Source organism: Streptomyces amritsarensis (assembly GCF_001953875.1).
Lineage (GTDB): Bacteria > Actinomycetota > Actinomycetes > Streptomycetales > Streptomycetaceae > Streptomyces > Streptomyces amritsarensis.
Genome location: NZ_MQUR01000029.1, coordinates 1 through 18945, shown reverse-complemented (window position 1 = coordinate 18945; position 18945 = coordinate 1). Strand labels below are relative to the sequence as shown.

Here is an 18945-nt window from a genome sequence, read left to right as displayed (position 1 = left end):
GCCCGCATGCTGACGTACGAGAACGTGATGAACGCCCCCCTGGACAAGCTCCGGACCGCGGTCACCGACTGGACGGCCATGGCCGGCAAGCTGGACGAGATGGCCGAGGCCGCCCGCAACGGCATGAAGGCGAAGTCCGACAAGGCCGAGTGGAGTGGGATCACCGCCGGGGTGGCACGCGGGTTCGTCGACAAGACCGCCAAGGAGTTCGAGGACGCCGCCAAGGCGGCCAAGGGGATGCACCAGGTCCTCGCCGACGCGCACGCCACCTTCAAGGCCGCCCAGGACGAACTGAAGAGGCTCGCCGCGGAGGCCCCGGCGGCCGGCTTCCGGATCGATGACAGCGGACGGGTCAGCGCCATCCCGCTGCCCACCGAGGCCGAGCGGAACGCGGCCCGCCACGACCCCGACTACCAGCAGACCCTCAACGCCAACCGCAACGCCTGGCAGTCCCAGGTCAACCGGGCCGTCGAGAACGCGCAGGACGCCGACGACTCCCTGGTCCGCGTTCTCCAGGCGAATACGACCGGCGAACACGACTTCGGCGGACCGAAGTTCACCACCCTCGACGCCGAACAAGCGTCCCGCGCAGCCGACCTGATGAAGAAGGTCACCGGCCCCGGCGGCACGGCCCGCAACGTCGAGGCGCTGCGCGAGCTGGAGGAGCTCCTCGACGACAACCGCGACGACCCCGAGTTCTCGACGGGCCTGTTCCGGACCATCGGCGCCGAAGGCACCCTGCAGATGTACTCCGCGATGTCCCTGGACGCGACCAGCCTGGGCGCCGCCGGCAAGGACCGGGCGCTCATGGTCTCGAACATCCAGAGCGACCTGGGCGCGATGCTCGGCCTCGCCACGCACAAGGACGTGCCGGGCCACCTCGACGCGGCCTGGACGACCCAGCTGATGAAGGCCGGGCGCAAGGAGATGGACGTCTTCGGCGGCGTCCGGCAGATCTACGGCTACCAGGCCCTCGGTGCGCTGCTGCGTGAGGGGAAGTACGACACGGAGTTCCTGACCTCGGTCGGCCGCGACATGGTCGCGATGGACCGCAAGGACCCGCAGGCCTGGGAGTTCCACACGCCGATCGGGCTGGAGACCGTACTCAACCAGGGGCCGGAGGGCGGCCGCGGCTTCTACCCCCTGACCGGGCTCATGGAGGCGCTGGGCAACAACCCGGACGCGGCGACGGCCTTCTTCAACGAGCCGGTCCGCGAGGACAGCAACAAGGACGGCATCGTCACGAAGGACGACAAGCCGGTGGGTGGCCAGCACGGCAAGGACCGGGGCATGGTCGACTACATGCTCGACAAGAAGCCGTACATGGACGGCTTCGACATCACCCCACGCGGCGACCTGCGCCCGGCCCAGCAGGCCCTCGGCGACGCCCTGATGGCAGCCGTTTCGGGGCGCGTACCGGACGACGAGACGGCGAAGCCCGTACCGCACACCGGGGCGATGACGGCCGTCATGGAGCGGATCGTCGAGAAGATCGGCGACGATCCGGATCTGGTCGACGCGAAGCCGGGAGACCCTGCGGGCCCGCTGAACGGCCTGTCCGGGCACTTCGGGCAGATGGCCGCGGAGTACATGCCGGACATCCAGGCCGCGGCGGACAACACCAGTCGGCTGATCAAGGCCAACGGTGTGATGGCCGAGTTCAACAAGGCCGACATGGCGGCGTTCGTCGGCGCGGTGGCGCAGGACCCGGACGCGTACGGAGCCATCACCAACGCCCAGCGGGCGTTCACCACGACGCTCATCAACGACGTCATCGCGCACCGTGCCGAGTACGAGGAGATCGACGCGGCGATCACGGTCGCCGTCCACCCGGGCGGCCAGATCGCGGGCATCCTCTCCGAGGCCAGGGCCGAGGGGACGTTCGCCCAGAACGGCCACACGGCGGAGGAGTACGTCAAGGGCGTCGAGGACAACGCCAAGTGGGTCAACCGCGTCATCAGCGCCGCGGGCGGCAAGTACCTGGAGATGGTGCCGCTCGCCGGAGACGTCGTGGAATGGCTCCAGGAGGACATCGCGGAGAGTGTGGTCGAACGGGCCAAGAAGGACCAGGCGAGCAAGGCGGGCGATGCCGACCACGAAGCCGTACTCAGTTACACGCAGGCCCAGGTGGAAGCCGGCGAATCCGCCGCGCAATCGGTCCGCAAGGCCGCGGAGGGGACGGGCATGAACCAGCGGAGCATCGACGCCCTCGCCGGCACGGCCGCGGCGCAGACGGCCAACGCGCACGCGGTCGGCCGCGGTCAGGTCGTCACGTCGAACGGCGGCTCCTGATGGGCCGCGCCCCCCGCGCCCGTACCGCACTCCTGCTCGCCGGGACGCTGGCTGTGACGACCGCGCTGGCGGGGTGCGCCGAGGAGAAGAAGGCGGCGGCGCCGCAGCTGCCGGAGCGCACCTGCTTCGGCGTCTTCACCCGCTCCGACCTGGAACCTCTGATGGGCGATGGGGAGACGGTGACCGTGTCCGGTCCCGCCGACGCCCGGCTGACCCCGCAGCGCCGCGCGGCCACCTGCACCGTCGATGTGGACGGCAGGGGCCGTGTCCTGGTCGCGGCGACTCGCCAGCCTCAGGGGCAGAGCTTCTTCTGGCCCCCGACCGACCAGAGTGAACCCGCGCCCGAGCCGCTCGCTCTCGGCGACAAGGGGCTCCTGTGGGACACGGGTGCCCGCGTCGCCCTCACCTGCAAGGGGGCCGAGGACTCCTTCGAGCTGGAATTGTCGCTGAGCGGCTCCGTGGAGCACATGAAGCCGGGTACGTCCCGTGCCCTGTTCACCTCGCTCATGACCAAGTACCTCGAGTCCGCCAAGCAGCAGACCCAGTGCGGGGTGTGAGCCGGAAAAGAGACCGAGCCCGCCCGGGGGTGCGCCTGGCCCCGGGCGGGCTCCGCCCGTGCCGTGGTCCGGAGGGCCGGCGCGCACGGCTGTGGTGATGTCCTCGACCGTACGCGGGCGGCCGCCGGCCGGGGAAGGAGACGGCCCGGGCTGCAACAGGGCTGCCATGCCGCGTTCACGGACGGGGCGTGGTCCTAGGACCCGGGGCCGAGGCCGGGATCGGTCGAACGGACAGGGTCGAAACGGGGCTGTGCACCTTACTCTGGGGCGATGAGCGCCCTCGAACCCCGCGTGCCCCCGAGAACCGCACCCCTCCCCACCCCACCGCAGGGCGGGGTCATGGGGCCCGCGTACCGGACGCTCAGCATCGGGATCATCTCGGTCGTCTTCCTCATCGCCTTCGAGGCGACCGCCGTCGGTACGGCCATGCCCGTCGCCGCCCGCGAGCTCGACGGGATCGGGCTGTACGCCTTCGCCTTCTCCGCCTACTTCACCACCAGCCTCTTCGGCATGGTCCTGTCCGGGCAGTGGGCCGACCGGCAGGGGCCGCTCAGGCCGCTGACCGTCGGGATCGCCGCGTTCGCCTCGGGGCTGGTGGTCTCGGGGACCGCCGGCGCCATGTGGGTGTTCGTCCTCGGCCGCGCCGTGCAGGGCTTCGGCGGCGGGCTGGTCATCGTCGCGCTGTACGTCGTCGTCAGCCGGGCCTACGAGGAGCGGCTGCGGCCCGCGATCATGGCCGCCTTCGCCGCCAGCTGGGTCGTCCCCTCCATCGTCGGGCCGCTCGCCTCCGGCACGGTCACCGAGCACCTCGGCTGGCGGTGGGTGTTCCTCGGCATCCCCGCCCTCGTGGCCGTCCCCCTCGTCGTCGCGCTGCCCGCGATACGGCGCTCCGCCTCCGGTCCCGTCGGCGGCGGGCCCGCGGTCTTCGACCGGCGGCGGATCCGGCTCGCGCTCGGGATCTCCGTCGGGGCGGGTCTGCTGCAGTACGCCGCCCAGGACCTGCGGTGGCTCTCGCTGCTGCCGGGCATCGCCGGCGCGGCCCTGCTCGTCCCGGCCGTGCTCGGGCTGCTGCCGCGCGGGACGTACCTGGCCCGGCGCGGGCTGCCGTCCGTGGTGCTGCTGCGCGGGGTCGCGGCGGGGGCGTTCATCGCCGCCGAGAGCTTCGTACCGCTGATGCTCGTCACCCAGCGGGGGCTCAGCCCGACGATGGCCGGCTTCTCCCTCGCGCTCGGCGGGGTGACCTGGGCGGGCGGTTCGTGGGTGCAGTCGCAGGGGCGGACGGCCCCCTACCGGCAGCGGCTGATGGTGATCGGCATGGTGCTGGTGGCACTGGCCATCGCCGCCGCGCCCGCCGTGCTCGTCGAGTCCGTCCCCGTGTGGACGCTGGCGCTGGCCTGGGCGGTGGGATGCCTCGGGATGGGCCTGGTGATCGGCTCCACGAGCGTGCTCCTGCTGAAGCTGTCCGCGCCGCAGGAGGTCGGCGCCAACTCCGCCGCCCTGCAGATCTCCGACGCCCTCGCGAACGTCGTGCTGCTCGCCGCCGGCGGCGCCGCCTTCGCCGCGCTCGGCGGGGGAGCGGTCGGGGCCGCGCACGCGGTGACCGCGGGCGGGGCGGGGGCCTCGCACCCCGCCGCGTTCACGGTCGTGTTCCTGCCGATGGCGTGCGTGGCACTGGTCGGGGCGTGGGTCGCGACCCGGCTGGAGCCCGCCAAGGACTGAGCCCCCGAAAACCCCGGTGCCCCGGCACGGCCCGGCGGCTACGTTTCCGTCCATGAACGAGATCACCATCAGGCTGCCGGGCGCCGACCGGGCGGAGCTCGGCGACCTCGCCGACGCCACCGGGCGCACGCCCGAAGACGTCGTACAGGAGGCCGTACGGGCCCACCTGCGGGCCGAGCGGGAGAAGATCGCGGAAGCGGCCGGACGGCTCGCCGAACAGCATGCCCCCCTCCTGCGCAGGCTCGGCCGGTGAACACCACGGGGCCCCGCCGCCACCTCACGCTCGCCGAAGTCCTGGACCTCGCCCGCCACGCCTGCCTGGCCCAGGACCAGCCCGTCGAGCTGCGCGCCCCCGGCCTGCTGGAGTCCGCGGTGCACCGGCCGCGGGCCCGCATGTTGGGGACGGCGGCCTACGAGGACGTCTACGAGCAGGCCGCCGCCCTGCTCCACGGCATCGCCACCAACCACCCCCTCGTCGACGGGAACAAGCGCACCGCATGGCTTGCGGCCGCGACCTTCCTGGCGGTCAACGGGGTCGACCTCGCCGACGCGGACCAGGAACTCGCCTACGACCTGGTCATCGACGTGGCGGCCGGGCACGAGACGCAGACCGCCCGGATCGCCGACCGGCTGCGCTCCATGTGACGCTCGCCGCACCGCCCGAGGTCACGGGCCTGTCCCTCCGCGAGGGGCGGGCCCGCCCCGGTAAGGTGGCCCGGTTGTCCTACGTACGACCGCCTGCCCCGTACCGAGTACGCCGAGAGCACGAACCGGAGACCGTGACTACTACCGCCTCCCACCACCTCTCACCCGCCTTCCCCGGCCGTGCCCCGTGGGGCACCGCCAGCAAGCTGCGCGCCTGGCAGCAGGGAGCGCTGGACCGCTATATTCAGAACCAGCCCCGCGACTTCCTCGCCGTCGCCACGCCCGGCGCAGGTAAGACCACCTTCGCCCTGACCCTCGCCTCCTGGCTGCTCCACCACCACGTGGTGCAGCAGGTGACCGTCGTCGCGCCCACCGAGCACCTGAAGAAGCAGTGGGCGGAGGCCGCCGCCCGGATAGGCATCCGGCTGGACCCCGAGTACTCGGCGGGTCCGCTCAGCAAGGACTACCACGGGGTCGCCGTCACCTACGCCGGTGTCGGCGTGCGCCCCATGCTCCACCGCAACCGCTGCGAGCAGCGCAAGACCCTGGTGATCCTCGACGAGATCCACCACGCCGGCGACTCGAAGTCCTGGGGCGAGGCCTGCCTGGAGGCCTTCGACCCGGCGACCCGGCGGCTCGCGCTGACCGGCACGCCCTTCCGGTCCGACACCAACCCCATCCCGTTCGTCACCTACGAGGAGGGCAACGACGGGATCCGGCGGTCCTCCGCCGACTACACCTACGGCTACGGAAACGCGCTCGGCGACGGCGTCGTCCGGCCGGTCATCTTCCTCTCCTACAGCGGCAACATGCGCTGGCGCACCAAGGCCGGCGACGAGATCGCCGCCCGGCTCGGCGAGCCGATGACCAAGGACGCCATCTCGCAGGCCTGGCGCACGGCCCTGGACCCGCGCGGCGACTGGATGCCCAACGTGCTGCGGGCCGCCGACCAGCGGCTCACCGAGGTCCGCAAGGGCATCCCGGACGCGGGCGGCCTCGTCATCGCCTCCGACCAGGACTCGGCGCGCGCGTACGCCAAGCTCATCCGGGAGATCACCGGGACGAAGCCGACGCTGGTGCTCTCCGACGACACCGGGGCGTCGAAGAACATCGACACCTTCAGCGCGAACGACGACCGCTGGATGGTCGCGGTCCGCATGGTGTCCGAGGGCGTCGACGTACCGCGCCTCGCGGTCGGCGTGTACGCGACCACGATCTCCACCCCGCTGTTCTTCGCCCAGGCCGTCGGACGCTTCGTGCGCTCGCGCAGGCGCGGCGAGACGGCGTCCGTGTTCCTTCCGACCATCCCCTACCTCCTCGGCTTCGCCAACGAGATGGAGGTCGAGCGCGACCACGTGCTCGACAGGCCGAAGAAGCAGGGCGAGGAAGACCCGTACGCCGAGTCCGAGAAGGAGATGGACGAGGCGAACCGGCAGGAGGACGAGGACACCGGCGAGGACGAGCAGATGTCCTTCGAGGCGTTGGAGTCCGACGCCGTCTTCGACCGGGTCCTCTACGACGGGGCCGAGTTCGGCATGCAGGCCCACCCGGGCAGCGAGGAGGAGCAGGACTACCTCGGCATCCCCGGGCTGCTGGAGCCGGACCAGGTCCAGATGCTGCTGCAGAAGCGCCAGTCCCGGCAGATCGCGCACAGCCGGCGCAGGCCCGACTCCGAGGCGGACCTCCTGGAGCTGCCGGCCGACCGGCGGCCGGTCGTTTCCCACAAGGAACTGCTGGAGCTGCGCAAGTCGCTCAACACGATGGTGGGCGCGTACGTCCACCAGAGCGGGAAGCCGCACGGAGTGATCCACACGGAGCTGCGCCGGGTCTGCGGCGGACCGCCGAGCGCGGAGGCGACGGCGGGGCAGATCCGCGAGCGCATCAAGAAGGTGCAGGAGTGGGCGACCCGTATGCGGTGAGTTGCGGGGAGCGCGGTGAGTTCGGCGGATTCGGTGGGTTCAGTGGATTCGGTGGGTTCGCCCAGAACGTGGGACGGGGTCCGTGCGGAGGTTCGCACGGACCCCGTGCTCGTCCCGTCATCTGCGCGCCTGTACGAATCGTTGTCACGAAACGACACTTGAGGCGATCAGGAAACGGCACAAACAGGTAGCTCGCGCCCGGATTCTGGACGAGCCCTTCCGCTGAGCGGACCTGCTCGCTACATTCCCCGCATCGAACGCACCGTGGCAGCGCCGCCGCGGGAGCGCAGCCGGTGCAATGGCCGCTACCGGCGGCCTCTCCTGTGCGCCGCCGTGGGACCGGCGGCGTGCCACCCCGAGAGTCACCGCCGCTCACCGAAAGAGGGAGAGGCGTCGTGACCGCGGAAACCTCCCAGACTCTCGACAGAGGGCTCAGAGTCCTCAAACTGCTCGCCGACACCGACCACGGTCTGACCGTCACCGAGCTCTCCAACCGCCTCGGCGTCAACCGCACGGTCGTCTACCGGCTCCTCGCCACCCTCGAACAGCACGCCCTGGTCCGCCGCGACCTCGGCGGCCGGGCCAGGGTCGGACTCGGGGTCCTGAGACTGGGCCGGCAGGTGCACCCGCTCGTGCGCGAGGCGGCCCTGCCCGCGCTGCGGTCCCTCGCCGAGGACATAGGCGCGACCGCGCACCTGACCCTCGTCGACGGCACCGAGGCGCTCGCCGTCGCCGTCGTGGAGCCGACCTGGACGGACTACCACGTGGCCTACCGGGCCGGTTTCCGCCACCCGCTGGACCGGGGCGCCGCCGGGCGGGCCATCCTGGCCGCCCGTCAGGGCTCCCTCATCGAGCCGGGGTACACGCTGACCCACGGCGAGCTCGAAGCGGGCGCCAGCGGGGCCGCGGCGCCGCTGGTGGGCATCAGCGGGCTGGAAGGCAGCGTCGGCGTCGTCATGCTGGCCGACGCCGTGCCGGAGCGGGTCGGGCCGCGGGTGGTCGACGCGGCGCGTGAGGTCGCCGACGCCCTTCGCTAGGCCGAGGGCCCGGCGGATTCCCCGGGTTCCTGTGTGGTGCCGGGTGCGGCGCCGTCGCGGGGGCTCTGCCCGCCCCGGGCCCGGCGCCTCACACGCCGGCGGCGCCGAACAGTGCGGCCGGGCCGGAACGCGCGGCGGGGGCTGCGGGCGTCTGCGGGGCTGGTGGGGCGGATAGATTGGGCGGGTGCTCTCTCGCCTCACACGTCTGCCGCGTCCCGCCGCCCTGGCCGTCTGCGCCGTGCCCGTGCTCGGGCTGTTCGCCGCAGCGGCCTTCGCGCCGCTGCCCTTCGTGGTCGCCGTGCCCGGGCTGACGGCCGACGTACTGGGGTCCGACCAGGGCAAGCCCGTCATCACCGTCTCCGGGGCACCCGTCCGGGACACCAAGGGCCAGCTGCGGATGACCACCATCCGCGCCACCGGGCCGTCCTCGACGATGACGCTGCCCGAGCTCGCCGGCCACTGGTTCAAGACCGACCAGGCGGTCCTGCCCCGGGAGGCCGTGTACTCCTCCGGCGGCAGCGACGAGGAGATCGAGAAGCACAATCTGGAGGAAATGGCCACGTCGCAGTCGGCCGCCGCCGCCGCTGCCCTCGGCTTCCTCCACAAGGACCCCCAGGACGTGAAGGTCGAGCTCAACCTCGCCGACGTCGGCGGCCCGAGCGCCGGGCTCCTCTTCTCCCTCGGCATCATCGACAAGCTCGACGGCGACGGCAGCGGCGGCGACCTCACCGGCGGCCGCAACATCGCCGGCACGGGCACCATCACCGCCGACGGCAAGGTCGGCGCCGTCGGCGGTGTGGCCCTGAAGACCCAGGCCGCACGGCGCGACGGGGCCAGCGTGTTCCTCGTACCGAGGGACGAGTGCGCGGACGCGCAGGCGGAGCTGCCCGAGGGGCTGCAGCTGGTGCCCGTCACTTCGCTGACGGATGCGGTGAACGCTCTTCGCGCACTGAACCGGGGAGAGCCGGCCCCGTCCTGCTGACCTGCGGCCACTCCATCCCGCGCCAGGCCGGGAAGACCAGCGGCGCGAGCGTCGTGAGCAGGTACGTGCCGCCGAACAGCAGCAGCGCGGTGCCCACCCCGAAGCCGTCGACGAGCAGGCCCGCGGCCAGTCCGCCCACCGGCATGGTCAGCTCGCAGCCCGCCGTGGTCACCCCCGCGACACGGCTGCGCAGCTCCTCCGGGACCCGCTCGTACATGACCGTGGACAGGATCGGGTTCAGCATGCCCACGCCCAGCCCGGCCAGCGCCATCGTCACGGCGAGCGGCAGTGCTGTGTCGGTGAGCGCGGCGACCGCGTACCGGGTCGCGCCGGACACCAGAAAGGCCGCCGCGAACACCGCCCGGCGCGGGAACCGCTCGCCCCACGCCCCGTAGAGCAGGGCGCCCAGCAGGGCGAAGCCGCCGAAGAGGGAGATCATCAGGCCGATCGTGGTGGCGCCGCCGAGGACGTCCCGGCCGTGCACGGGCAGCAGGACCGAGGACCAGCCCTGGTCGAGGCCGTTGGTCATCATGACCATCACCGTGATGCCCAGCAGCAGCCGGGAGCGGGTCAGGAACGCCCAGCCCTCGGCGAGTTCGGCCCGATAGGCGGCGAACGAGACCTTGCCCGCGGCCCGTTGCGGCTCGGCGGCCGGGACGCCGCGCAGGAAGGCGCACACGAGCAGCGCCGACACCCCGAAGGTGACCGCGTCCAGCAGCAGCACGGTCTCGGCGCCGAACGCCGCGATCAGTACGCCGGCCACCGCGGCCCCGACCATCCGCGCACCGCGCGAGACCGCGTCGTAGAGGCCCGCGGCCCGGGCGAGGGGGGTGCCGGCGTGCTCGGCGAGGTTCGGCAGGAGCACGCCCCGGGCGGTCAGTCCGGGGGTGTGCACGAGGCCGCCGACGGCCATCAGCGCGCACAGCATCCAGAACTCCAGCAGGCCCAGGTGGTGCAGCAGCGGGATCGTGCCGACCGACAGGCCGCAGACCAGGTCGGAGGCGGCGGAGACCCGGCGGCGGCCGATCCGGTCGATGACCGGTCCGCCGACCAGGGCTGCCACGATGACCGGCAGGGTGGCGCAGAAGGCGACGACCCCGGCCCGGCCGGCGCTGCCGGTGGTCTGGAGGACGAACCACGGGACGCCGATGAGGGTGAGTGAACTGCCGGCTGTGGACACGGCGTTGGCGGCCAGTACGGCGGCCAGCGGACGCCGGCTCGCGGAGCGTAACGGCCGGCTGCGGGCAGGGGCGACGGCGGGCACGGCGAACTCCTTCGGTGCGGCGGCTGGTTGCGCGGTGCGGCAGCGGGTGGGGCGGGCGGAGCCGGACGGGGGGCCGCTACTCGGACGCGGGGCCCGGGAGGACGTGCGTGTGGATACGGACGGTCCGGGTGCCCTCGGTCTCGGGAAAGCCCCTGTAGGTGTTGACCAGGTCGTGCAGGCGGCCGACCAGCTCCTCGCTCTGCCCGGGCGTCAGCCGCAGGGTGAAGTCGCTGAGATCGGCGCCCCGTTCCCAGCGGCCCAGCCGCTCCTGGGCCTCGGAGATCCAGGCGGAGACCTCCTGGGCGTGGTTCGCGGCGACGGTCTGGAGGAAGACCGCTGCCGCGCCGCTCGTGGCCGGGTCGGCGTCGTGGATCAGCGACCCGTCGAAGCCGGTGCCCTCGTGCACGGCCTGCCACCAGCGCTCCCGGCCCTTGCCGTGCCCGGGCGCGTCCTCGACGAAGCCGTGTGCGGCGAGCTGGCGCAGGTGGTAGCTGGTGGATCCGCTGGACTCCCCGAAGCGCTCGGCGAGTTGCGAGGCGGTGGCCGGGCCTTCCCGGCGCAGCGCGGCCAGCAGCCGCATCCGCATGGGGCTGTTGTGCGGAGGCCTTCGCGCCCCGTCGCGTCACTGGGGCCGGGCGTCGTCCTCCGCGGCCTGCTGCACCAGCGGGATGATCCGGAAGGGCACCGGGTTCTCCATCACGATCGCCGTCGAGGCCCGGACGATCCCGTCGAAGCCCACGACGCGGTCGATCACGCGCTGGAGATCGGCGTTCGAGCGCGCCACCAGCCGGCACAGCATGTCCCCGTGCCCGGTGGTGGTGTGCAGCTCCAGTACCTCCGGGACGCCGTCCAGGTGTGCCCGTACGTCGGCCCCCTGCCCCTGCTTGATCTCCAGCGTCGCGAAGGCGGTCACCGGATAGCCGAGGGCCGTCGGGTCGACCTGCGGGCCGAACCCGCGGATCACCCCGGTGGACTGGAGCCGGTCCAGGCGCGCCTGCACCGTCCCGCGGGCCACGCCCAGCCGGCGCGAGGCCTCCAGCACCCCGATCCGGGGCTCACGGGCCAGCAGGACGATGAGCCGGCCGTCGAGATCGTCGATGCCCATGGATGCCTCCGGGTGCCCCACACGTGCCCGTGGGTGGTCATAGTGCACAGATGTTTCAGCCATCCTCCGGCCAGGCTGTGCACTTTGTACAGTCATTCAGGGAACTATTGCGCAGCTTGTGGATCGGCGGGAATCTGCGCTCATGACTGAGTCTCTGGCGAACCTCGAAACCACCCCGCACACCGCGCGTGAGGCGGACCCGTTCCCGGTGAAGGGCATGGACGCGGTCGTCTTCGCCGTCGGCAACGCCAAGCAGGCCGCGCACTACTACTCGACCGCGTTCGGCATGAAGCTCGTCGCCTACTCCGGTCCGGAGAACGGCAGCCGCGAGACGGCCAGCTACGTCCTGACGAACGGCTCCGCCCGCTTCGTGCTGACCTCGGTCATCAAGGCGACGACCGACCACGGCCGCTTCCTCGCCGAGCACGTCGCCGAGCACGGCGACGGCGTCATCGACCTCGCCATCGAGGTCCCCGACGTCCGCGCCGCCTACGCCTACGCCGTCGAGCAGGGCGCCCGCGGCCTGGACGAGCCGTACGAGGTCAAGGACGAGCACGGCACGGTCGTGCTGGCCGCGATCGCGACGTACGGCCAGACCCGCCACACGCTGGTGGAGCGCGGCGACTACACCGGCCCCTACCTGCCGGGCTACGTGGCCGTCGAGCCGATGGTCGAAGGCCCCGCCAAGCGCACCTTCCAGGCCATCGACCACTGCGTCGGCAACGTGGAACTCGGCCGCATGAACGAGTGGGTCGCCTTCTACAACAAGGTCATGGGCTTCACGAACATGAAGGAGTTCGTGGGCGACGACATCGCGACCGAGTACTCGGCGCTGATGTCCAAGGTGGTCGCGGACGGCACCAAGAAGGTCAAGTTCCCGATCAACGAGCCGGCGATCGCGAAGAAGAAGTCGCAGATCGACGAGTACCTGGAGTTCTACAACGGCCCCGGTGTCCAGCACATCGCGCTGGCCTCGAACGACATCGTCTCCACGGTCCGCTCGATGCGCGCCGCGGGCGTCCAGTTCCTGTCCGTCCCGGACACCTACTACGACACGCTCGGCGAGTGGGTCGGCGACACCCGGGTGCCGATCGACGAGCTGCGCGAGCTGAAGATCCTCGCCGACCGCGACGAGGACGGCTACCTGCTGCAGATCTTCACCAAGCCGGTGCAGGACCGCCCGACGGTCTTCTTCGAGATCATCGAGCGCCACGGCTCCATGGGCTTCGGCAAGGGCAACTTCAAGGCGCTGTTCGAGGCCATCGAGCGCGAGCAGGAGAAGCGCGGCAACCTCTGAGGCTGCACGCATGCCTTCAGGCCCCCGGCTCCGGCCGGGGGCCTCGGGCTGCCGTCGGCCCGGTGCGCGTGGCGACACGCCGCCGCGTGGTGCCCTCCGGAGGGGAGTGGGCCGGCGCGGCGCCCGCCCGCGCCCCGGGCCGCACGCGCGGCCCCACCCCCGCCGCCCACGCCGGCCGTGCCGGGGCGTGTCACCCGGCTGCGCCGGGCCGTGCCACCCGGCCGTGCCGGAGCGTGCCTACGGCGGCGCCGAGCGGTGTCACCCGGCTGCGCCGCGCGTGTCACCCGGCTGCGCCGAGCCGGTGCCGCACGGCTGCGCCGGGCCGCCCCACCCGGCCGTGCCGAGCCATGCGTCCGGGCCGCACGGCTGCGCCGGGCCGCGCCGGGGTGACGGGGAGGCCCCGCCGCGGAGCAGGCCCTGGCCGCCTGCGGCGCGTCGCGGGCCGCGCCGTCGTCGGCCCTGCGGCCCGGCGGGCCCCGCAGGCACCTCGACCGCGCCGGGTGCGGCGCGTCAGCGAGTGGCTGACGGGGACGGCTTCGCCGACGGCTTCGGCGACGGCTGGGGGTTGGGCTTCGGGAGCTCCGGTTCGACCCACGGCGTGACCGGCTGAAGGTGCTCCGGGCCGCCCGGCGGCGGCTGCCCGATCGCCGCCAGCGCCTCCTTCGCCAGCGGCCCGCGCACCGGTGAGAAGTACGGGTTCGTCCGCAGCGCCTCCTGCAGGTGCCGCCGCGCCCCCGCCTCGTCGCCGAGGGCCCGCTCGATCATCGCCCGGTGGTAGGCGAAGTCGGCACTGCGCAGCCCCGGCTCCGTCGCCTTCTTCGCGTACTCCAGCGCCGCCGTGTGATCACCCGCCCGGTGCAGCGCCCACCCCAGCGCGTCCGCGGCCTGCATGCTCTTGTGCCGCTCCCACTCCTGCGACAGACGCCGCACCGCGGCCGCCGGATCCCCGTGATCCGCCTCGTACAGGCCCAGGACCACGTCGTCGTCCACCCCGTTCGCGCCGTCCCGGACCGCCATCGTCTCCACCGCCTCGTACTGCGCACGCGCCTCCTCCTCCCGGCCCAGCGACTCCAACAGCTCGCCCAGCTCCCGCGCCAGCTGCGGCACCGGCGTCCGGCCCAACGCCATCCGGTAGTCCCGCACCGCCTCCCCGCCGCGCCCCAGCGCCGCCAGCGCCCGCGCCCGGCCCGCCAGCGCCTCCGCCTGCGCCGGATCCGTCCGCAGCGCCCCCTCGTACTGGCGCAGCGCCTCCACCGGGTCGCCCCGCTCCCACGACAGCTCACCGAGCCGGAACAGCGCGTACGCCTTCTCCGCAGGAGCCTTCGCCGCGGCCGCCGCCGACTCCATCGACACCACCGCGTCCTCGCGCCAGCCCCGGTCCCGGTACACCTGCGAGGCCCTGACGTGCGCCGCCAGCCCCGGCCGCAGCTCCAGCAGCACCTCCATCGCCTTCTGGGCGCCCTTGTAGTCGCCGAGCCCCGTGTACGCGTCCACCAGCACCGGGTACGCCGTCCACCGCCGCGGCGCCTGCGCCCGTACCAGCTCGCCCCACTTCCTGCCGGTCCCGAAGTCCCGCCGCGCATTGGCCAGCGAGCCCATCGCCGTCATCGCGTCGAAGTTGCCCTTCTCCGCGGGGCGCACCTCAAGCGACCGCTTCAGTGCCTTCTCCGCCTTCGGGTACCAGGCCGAGTCCGCGGTCCGCCGCGCCTGCTCCAGGTAGGCGGAGCCGAGGACCGCCCACGACGCGTCGTCGTCGGCGTGCGAGGCCACCCATTTCTCCCGGTCCGCCACGAGCGCCACCACGTCCGCGGCCGCGGCGGGCGCGCCCATGCCCACCGCCGTGGCGGCGCGTTCGCTCGGCCCCGGCGGACGGGCGTCGTCACCGGTCCGGGCCGGCCGGATCAACAGGGCCCCGGCGATCAGGACCACCGCCACCCCGGCGGCCACGAGCGTCTTGCGGCCGGTGAAGGTCACGGGCGGCGCCGGCGTCTGCGAATCCTCGTCGAAACGGTCCATGGGGTCACTGTGCGTCAATATGAAGAGCGCGCCGAGATGTCCGAAGACGTGCGCGGGCGTGTTCACACCGATGGCCCCGGCTGCCACGCTGGCCCCATGGATGATGACCTCTCCGCACGCCTGCGAGCGAGCCTCCTCGAAGGGCTCCCCGCCGACGCCCTGCTCACCGACCCGCAGGTGACCGCCTCCTACGCCACCGACATGGCCAGCTTCTGCGCCGCCGGCACCCCGGCGGTCGTCGTCCTGCCCCGGACCGTCGAACAGGTGCAGCACGTCATGCGCACCGCTACCGCCCTGCGGGTCCCCGTGGTCCCGCAGGGCGCCCGTACGGGCCTGTCGGGCGGAGCCAACGCCTCCGACGGCTGCATCGTGCTGTCCCTGGTGAAGATGGACCGGATCCTCGAGATCAGCGCCGTCGACCGGATCGCCGTCGTCGAGCCGGGCGTGGTCAACGCCGTCCTCTCACGGGCCGTCGCCGAACAGGGGCTGTGCTACCCGCCCGACCCCTCCAGCTGGGAGCAGTGCACCATCGGCGGCAACATCGGCACCGCCTCGGGCGGCCTGTGCTGCGTCAAGTACGGGGTCACCGCCGAGTACGTGCTCGGCCTCGACGTCGTGCTGGCGGACGGGCGGCTGCTGCGCACCGGCCGGCGCACCGCCAAGGGCGTCGCCGGATACGACCTCACCCGGCTCTTCGTCGGCTCCGAAGGCAGCCTCGGCATCGTCGTCCAGGCCGTCCTCGCCCTCAAGCCGGCGCCGCCCCGGCAGCTGGCCCTGGCCGCCGAGTTCCCCTCCGTGGCCGCCGCCTGCGACGCCGTCTGCGCCGTCATGGAGGCCGGACTGACGCCCTCCCTGCTGGAACTGATGGACCGTACGACCGTCCACGCCGTCAACACCCTCGGGAAGATGGGCCTGCCCGAGGCCACCGAGGCGCTGCTGCTCGCCGCCTTCGACACCCCGCACGCCCCCGAGGACCTCGCCGCCGTGGGGGAGCTGTGCGCCGCCGCCGGCGCCACCGCCGTCGTGCCCGCCGAGGACCAGGCGGAGTCGGAACTGCTGCTCCAGGCGCGCCGGATGGCCTTCCCCGCCCTGGAGGCGCTCCGGCCCGCCACGATGATCGACGACGTGTGCGTGCCGCGCTCGCGGCTCGGGGAGATGCTCGACGGGACCGCCGCCATCGCCCGCGCCCAGGGCCTGGTCATCGGCGTCTGCGCGCACGCCGGCGACGGCAACACCCACCCGATCGTCTGCTTCGACCCGGCCGACGAGGACGAGACGCGCCGGGCCCGCCGGTCCTTCGGCGAAATCATGGACCTCGGCCTCTCCCTCGGCGGCACCATCACCGGCGAACACGGGGTCGGCGTCCTGAAGAAGGAATGGCTGGCGCGTGAACTCGGCCCGGTCGGAGTGGAGATGCAGCGCGCCGTCAAGCAGGCCTTCGATCCACTGGGACTCCTCAACCCGGGCAAGCTCTTCTGAGCGTATGAGGCGGAGGTGGCCGCCCCGCCCGCGGCGGCCGCCCGGTCTGCGGCCGCCGCCGGGGGTCCGGGGACCGTGCGTCATCACAGGTCCCCGTCCGCCGACTCGTCCGACGGCCACGGATCGCGCAGCCACAGGTCGTCCGCCGGGGTCGGGGTGAGCAGCTCGGCCAGCGCCGCGTCCAGGCCGAGCCGCTCCGACTCGCTGCCGGGCGGCACGACCCGCAGGGTCCGCTCCAGCCAGGCCGACACGGCGAGGGCCGGAGCCTCCAGGAGGGCGTCGCCGTCGGGGGAGCTGAGCGCCATGCAGAGCACCGTCTCGTTGTCGACCTTCGTGGGCCAGATCCGGACGTCGCCGTGCCCGCAGGGACGGAACACCCCCTCGACGAGCAGTTCGCGGGCGAAGGTCCAGTAGACCGGGGCGCTGGAGCCCGTGTGGAAGGTGACGTGGACGGCGTACGGGTCTTCCGTGAGGTAGAGCAGGCGCGCCGGGACGGGGATGCTGCGCTCCGGTGAAAGGACCAGCTTCAGTTCCAGCTCGCGCTCGATGACGGGGTGGTGCATGACGGCCTCACTTCGGTCGGTGCGGGGGGCCGGATGGCACCCCACACCCGCAGAGAGCTCCGATGTGCCCGGGTATGACGCGACTTCCGGCGACGAACGCGAGATTGGCCGGATCCTGTCGGCTGACCGAAAACCGCCGTGGGGAGTGACGTTCGCTCAATGGCTTGGATTCTCCCGTTACCGGACCTGTCGGGGGGCGGTTCTTGGCTATGGTCCTCCCCTTGCACAAGCCTCAAGCCACGATCGGAGTTGGGGACATGACGGCCTCCCCTGGTGACGGCGAGCACGCGGCCCGCGAGGGCTACTACCCGGATCCGTCCATCCCGGGGTACATCCGGTACTGGAACGGCGCGGCCTGGGTCCCGGGTACGAGCCGCCCTGCCCCGGCGGCGCCCGCACCCGTCCCCACGCCCCTGCCCGCTCCCGCCCCGGTCCGCCCGCTCCCCGCCCCGGCTCCCGTCGCCGCGCCCGCCGTCCGCGCCGACGAGACGGGGCCGGTGTTCCTGGACGAGACCTCCATGACCGAGGCGCTCCCGGAACCCGCGCCCGCGCCGGCTCCCGCACGCGCCCCCGGGCCCGCTCCGGCTGCGGAGCCCGCGGCCGCACAGGCGCCCGTGTGGCAGGCCGACCCCGTGCACCAGGCCGGCTTCGGCGGGCCGCGCGACCGCCGGGTGTCGTGGGGCAGCCCGCAGGAACCCGAGGCCGATCCGGTACACGCCCCGGCCCCGGCACCCGCACACGCACACGCCCCGGCCCCCGCCCCTTCATCGGAACCGGCACCGGCCCCCGCGCCGGCGGCCGCGCCGGAGCCGGGCCGGCCGTCGGGCCGGTCCGCGGGCATCTCCCTGGCCCGTACGCCGTCCGCCGCACCGGAGCCCGCCAGACTCCCGGCGCAGTCCTCCGCGGGCATCCTCTCGGCCCGCTCCCCGGCCGCGCAGGCCCCGGCGGCCCGAGCGGTCCAGGCGGCCCCCGCGGCCCCGGCGTGGCCCGACGCCCCCGGAACGGGTGGCCCGGGCCCCACCGGGGTCACCTCCGCCTGGCCCGAGGCGACCCCGGCCCCCGCACCCTCCCGTACTCCCGCCCCCGCACCCTCCACCGCCCCCGCCCGCACTCCCGCCCCCGCCGCCGCCACCGGCGCCCCCGCCCCCGAACGTCCGGCCGCGCCCGCGCCCGCCCGCCCCGAGGTGTGGGAACCCCGGCCCGCCGGGGTCCGCCCGAAGGTTCCGCAGCCCGTCGCGGACGCCGCCCCGGCGCAGCCGGAGCCGGAGTCGAAGCCCGGGGGCTGGGAGCCCCGCGGATCGCAGGAGGCCCGCGCGGGCGCCCGTACCGGCCGCCCCGCCGCGACGCCGCGGGCGGTGTTCGAGCGGATGGCCGACCGGGCCGTGCGCCCCGCCGGGCTGGTGCGCCGTACGCTCGCCCGGGTCCTGGACTCCCTCGTGTTCGGCGCCGTCGCCGCCGCCGTGGCCCGGCCCCTCGTGCCCGGGGCCGCCGCCCACGTCCAGGCGAAGGTGGACGCCGCCCGGGCGAGCGGCCGCACCACCACCGTCTGGCTGTTCGACTCGACCATCGCCGGCAGCCTCGGCCTGGTCCTCGGGGCCGTCCTCCTCTTCGGCGTGCTCTACGAGGTGCTGCCCACCGCCCGCTGGGGCCGCACCCCGGGCAAGAAGCTGCTGGGGGTCCGGGTGCTGGCCACCGCCACCCTGCGCCCGCCGTCCTTCGGCGCGGCCCTGGTCCGCTGGCTCGTGTACGCCTTCCTGGGCCTGCCCGGCAGCCTGTGGTGCCTGGTGAACCGACCCCGCCGCCAGGGCTGGCACGACAAGGCCGCCAAGACGTACGTGGCCCGCTAGTGCGGTGACCGGCAAGGTTCGTCCCGGGTGCCGCTCCCCCCGAATGGACGCGGTCCCGTTGCGGGGACGGCGGACCCGGGTTCGACTCGGGCCATGAGTACCGACCAGCCGCCGCCGGGCCAGCCGCCCGAGGAAGACCCGTTCCGCAAGAAGCCCCAGGAACCGACGCCTCCGTCGGGCGGTTCGCCGTACGGACCGCCGCCCCCGGGAAGCGGCGGCCCGC

16 protein-coding genes are annotated in these 18945 nt (G+C 73.4%); 11 read left to right on the top strand and 5 right to left on the bottom strand.

Annotated features, from left to right (window positions below):
* The first annotated feature begins 6 nt into the window (after nucleotides 1-6).
* The 8 genes from AVW11_RS15000 to AVW11_RS14965 all read left to right on the top strand — a co-directional run bounded on the left by AVW11_RS15000 (nucleotide 7) and on the right by AVW11_RS14965 (nucleotide 9151).
* On the top strand, nucleotides 7-2292 hold the full coding sequence (locus tag AVW11_RS15000) for a hypothetical protein (protein ID WP_076044230.1): 2286 nt from the start codon (nucleotides 7-9) through the stop codon (nucleotides 2290-2292).
* A complete protein-coding gene (locus AVW11_RS14995) occupies nucleotides 2292-2849 on the top strand; it encodes a hypothetical protein (RefSeq protein ID WP_076044229.1) in 558 nt (185 codons plus the stop codon). The genes AVW11_RS15000 and AVW11_RS14995 overlap by 1 nt, the downstream gene beginning before the upstream one ends.
* Nucleotides 2850-3119: 270 nt before the next feature.
* A complete protein-coding gene (locus AVW11_RS14990; RefSeq protein ID WP_076044228.1) occupies nucleotides 3120-4568 on the top strand; it encodes an MFS transporter in 1449 nt (482 codons plus the stop codon).
* A gap of 52 nt (nucleotides 4569-4620) precedes the next feature.
* Nucleotides 4621-4821 carry a ribbon-helix-helix domain-containing protein gene (locus tag AVW11_RS14985; RefSeq protein WP_060180412.1) on the top strand — a complete coding sequence of 67 codons (201 nt, stop codon included), beginning with the start codon at nucleotides 4621-4623 and terminating at the stop codon, nucleotides 4819-4821.
* The gene (locus AVW11_RS14980; protein WP_076044227.1) at nucleotides 4818-5213 is read left to right on the top strand and encodes a type II toxin-antitoxin system death-on-curing family toxin; all 396 of its coding nucleotides are present in this window, start codon (nucleotides 4818-4820) and stop codon (nucleotides 5211-5213) included. Before AVW11_RS14985 ends, AVW11_RS14980 begins: the two co-directional genes overlap by 4 nt.
* A 134-nt stretch (nucleotides 5214-5347) precedes the next feature.
* On the top strand, nucleotides 5348-7132 hold the full coding sequence (locus AVW11_RS14975) for a DEAD/DEAH box helicase (RefSeq protein WP_076044226.1): 1785 nt from the start codon (nucleotides 5348-5350) through the stop codon (nucleotides 7130-7132).
* Between the two features lie 395 nt (nucleotides 7133-7527).
* Nucleotides 7528-8169, top strand: coding sequence for an IclR family transcriptional regulator (locus tag AVW11_RS14970; protein WP_030662724.1), 642 nt, complete (start codon nucleotides 7528-7530; stop codon nucleotides 8167-8169).
* 184 nt (nucleotides 8170-8353) lie between these two features.
* Entirely contained in the window at nucleotides 8354-9151 is a 798-nt protein-coding gene (locus tag AVW11_RS14965; RefSeq protein WP_107277742.1) for a S16 family serine protease, read from the top strand.
* Here the strand turns inward: AVW11_RS14965 and AVW11_RS14960 are convergent.
* From AVW11_RS14960 to AVW11_RS14950, 3 genes are all read right to left on the bottom strand, one after another.
* Nucleotides 9081-10415 (bottom strand): MFS transporter, encoded by a 1335-nt coding sequence (locus tag AVW11_RS14960; RefSeq protein WP_107423278.1) that lies wholly within the window; start codon nucleotides 10413-10415, stop codon nucleotides 9081-9083. The genes AVW11_RS14965 and AVW11_RS14960 overlap by 71 nt on opposite strands.
* 76 nt (nucleotides 10416-10491) lie before the next feature.
* A complete protein-coding gene (locus tag AVW11_RS14955) occupies nucleotides 10492-11001 on the bottom strand; it encodes a winged helix-turn-helix domain-containing protein (protein WP_076044225.1) in 510 nt (169 codons plus the stop codon).
* Between the two features lie 36 nt (nucleotides 11002-11037).
* On the bottom strand, nucleotides 11038-11520 hold the full coding sequence (locus AVW11_RS14950) for an Lrp/AsnC family transcriptional regulator (RefSeq protein WP_030847378.1): 483 nt from the start codon (nucleotides 11518-11520) through the stop codon (nucleotides 11038-11040).
* Between the two features lie 142 nt (nucleotides 11521-11662).
* Here AVW11_RS14950 and hppD point away from each other — a divergent pair, with 142 nt between their 5' ends.
* Nucleotides 11663-12817 carry a 4-hydroxyphenylpyruvate dioxygenase gene (gene hppD / locus AVW11_RS14945; protein ID WP_030847375.1) on the top strand — a complete coding sequence of 385 codons (1155 nt, stop codon included), beginning with the start codon at nucleotides 11663-11665 and terminating at the stop codon, nucleotides 12815-12817.
* A 510-nt stretch (nucleotides 12818-13327) separates the two neighbouring features.
* Here the strand turns inward: hppD and AVW11_RS14940 are convergent.
* The gene (locus tag AVW11_RS14940) at nucleotides 13328-14833 is read right to left on the bottom strand and encodes a tetratricopeptide repeat protein (RefSeq protein WP_234362366.1); all 1506 of its coding nucleotides are present in this window, start codon (nucleotides 14831-14833) and stop codon (nucleotides 13328-13330) included.
* Between the two features lie 96 nt (nucleotides 14834-14929).
* On the opposite strand from AVW11_RS14940, the gene AVW11_RS14935 reads away from it, so the two are divergent.
* Nucleotides 14930-16312 (top strand): FAD-binding oxidoreductase, encoded by a 1383-nt coding sequence (locus AVW11_RS14935; RefSeq protein WP_076044224.1) that lies wholly within the window; start codon nucleotides 14930-14932, stop codon nucleotides 16310-16312.
* Between the two features lie 83 nt (nucleotides 16313-16395).
* Here the strand turns inward: AVW11_RS14935 and AVW11_RS14930 are convergent, their stop codons facing one another.
* A complete protein-coding gene (locus AVW11_RS14930) occupies nucleotides 16396-16875 on the bottom strand; it encodes an SsgA family sporulation/cell division regulator (RefSeq protein ID WP_030856131.1) in 480 nt (159 codons plus the stop codon).
* A 257-nt stretch (nucleotides 16876-17132) separates the two neighbouring features.
* Between AVW11_RS14930 and AVW11_RS14925 the strand changes: the two genes are divergently transcribed.
* On the top strand, nucleotides 17133-18722 hold the full coding sequence (locus AVW11_RS14925; protein ID WP_076044223.1) for an RDD family protein: 1590 nt from the start codon (nucleotides 17133-17135) through the stop codon (nucleotides 18720-18722).
* Nucleotides 18723-18945: the final 223 nt, after the last annotated feature.